Annotated in this window: 2 protein-coding genes; both read left to right on the forward strand. The window is 74.9% G+C overall.

The annotated features are described in order from the left end of the window. The coding region (locus D3105_RS33520) for a sensor histidine kinase (RefSeq protein WP_133305747.1) at positions 1-1,336 on the forward strand (1,336 nt) is incomplete at its 5' end. Then, positions 1,333-2,022 carry a response regulator gene (locus tag D3105_RS33525; protein WP_118906569.1) on the forward strand — a complete coding sequence of 230 codons (690 nt, stop codon included), beginning with the start codon at positions 1,333-1,335 and terminating at the stop codon, positions 2,020-2,022. The genes D3105_RS33520 and D3105_RS33525, both read left to right, overlap by 4 nt. Positions 2,023-2,087 lie beyond the last annotated feature (65 nt).

The following is a 2,087-nucleotide window of genomic DNA, read 5'->3' on the forward strand; positions in this document are numbered from 1 at the left end:
CGCCGGGCCCCCGCCGCCCGCCGACGGCCTGCTGAGCGCCGCCCGCCGCAATCTGCGCGAGCTGGCCCACGGGCTGTCCCACGCGTCCCATCCGTCCACCCCGCTGCTGGCCGACGCGCCGAAGCAGTGGCAGCGACTGCTGCCGTACGTCGTGGTGCTCGCCCTGGCCGCGACCTTCATCCCGGTCACCATCACCGTCCTGGCCTCGCAGTACGGTGTGCCGGGCGCGCTGGCCGGGGCGCTCGGGGTGGCCCAGGCGGCCCCGTTGCTGATGCTCGCCCACCGGCCCCTCCAGGCGTGGTGGATCGTCTTCCCGGCCGACATCGTGAGCGCGCTGGTGCTGCTGGCCCACGATCCCGGGCGGCACGACACCTGGCCGTGGCCCCCGCCGACGCTGGTCGCCTACCTCTTCCTGCTGCTGGCCCTCGGCCTGCGCGAGACCCGGCGGACCGTCGTCGCGGTGTGGGCGGCGACGGCGGCCGCCGGGGCGGTCCTGCATCTGATCGCACCCTCGGACCGCGCCACCGGCAGCGCCCTGCTGCTGCCGATCCTCGGCGCGGTGGTCCTGGTGATCGGCGCGGCGGTACGGGAGCGGGGCGAGGCGACCCGGCGGCTGGCCGAGCAGGAGACGATCAGCGAGGCGGAGCGGGCGCAGCGCACACTGCTGGAGGAGCGGACGCGGATCGCCCGTGAGCTGCACGACGTGGTCGCACACCACATGTCGGTGATCACCGTGCAGGCGGACTCCGCGCCGTACCGGATCTCCGGTCTCTCGGAGCCCGCGCAGGAGGAGTTCGCGTCCATCGCGGCGGCGGCCCGGGAGTCGCTCGGCGAGATGCGGCGGCTGCTGTCGGTGCTGCGCAGCGACGGCACCGAGGGCGACCGGGCCCCGCAGCCGGGCCTGGACCGGCTCCAGCAGCTGGTGGAGGCGACGGTACGGGCCGGGCTGCCGGTGGAGCTGTCGCTGGCCGCGGACCTGGGCGAGGTGCCGTCGGCAGTGGATCTGTCGGCGTACCGGATCGTGCAGGAGGCGCTGGCCAACGTGGTGCGGCACGCGCCGGGTGCGCGCACCCAGGTCTCGGTCCGGGCGTCCGCGGGCCATCTGGGCGTGCTGGTGGTCAACGGGCCCGCGCCGAAGCCCGCTTCGCCGCTGGAGAGCGCCGGGACCGGGCACGGGCTGGTGGGGATGCGTGAGCGCGTACGGTTGACCGGCGGCACGCTGGACACCGGGCCGCTGCCCGACGGCGGGTTCCGGGTGGCCGCCCGGATGCCGCTGCCGCCGCCCGGCTCCCCGCCCGACCCCCCTTCCGTACAACCTTTTTCGGAGGATCTGTGACCATCCGCGTGATCATCGTCGACGACCAGGCCATGGTGCGGGCCGGGTTCGCGGCGCTGCTGGCGGCGCAGAGCGACATCGACGTGGTGGGCGAGGCGGCGGACGGCCGCCAGGGCGTGGACGTCAGCCGCAACCAGCATCCCGACGTGGTCCTGATGGACGTGCGGATGCCGGAGATGGACGGACTGGCCGCAGCCCGCGAGCTGTTGAACCCGCCGGCGGGGGTGGTGCACCGGCCGAAGGTCCTGATGCTGACGACGTTCGACGTGGACGACTACGTGTACGAGGCGCTGCGGGCCGGGGCGTCCGGGTTCCTGCTGAAGGACGCGCCGCCCGCCGATCTGATCGCGGCGGTACGGGTGGTGGCGGCCGGGGACGCGCTGCTCGCGCCCTCGGTGACCCGGCGGCTGATCGCGGACTTCGCGGCGCAGCGGCCCGCCGGGGCGACGCGCACCGGGCAGGCACTCCGGCTGAACGCGCTGACGCCGCGCGAGAGCGAGGTGCTGGAGCTGATCGCCCGGGGTCTTTCGAACCAGGAGATCGCGGGGCGGCTTGTGCTGGCCGAGCAGACCGTCAAGACGCACATCGGGCGGGTGCTGGCCAAGCTGGACCTGCGGGACCGGGCGCAGGCGGTCATCTTCGCGTACGAGTCGGGGCTGGTGACGCCGGGGGGCGCGGGGGCGTAGCAGCCCCCCGGCTCCCCCACCCCCTACCCCGGTATCACCCCGCAGTTGGCTCCCCGGTGTGACGT

Source organism: Streptomyces globisporus (genome assembly GCF_003501885.1).
Classification (GTDB): domain Bacteria; phylum Actinomycetota; class Actinomycetes; order Streptomycetales; family Streptomycetaceae; genus Streptomyces; species Streptomyces globisporus_D.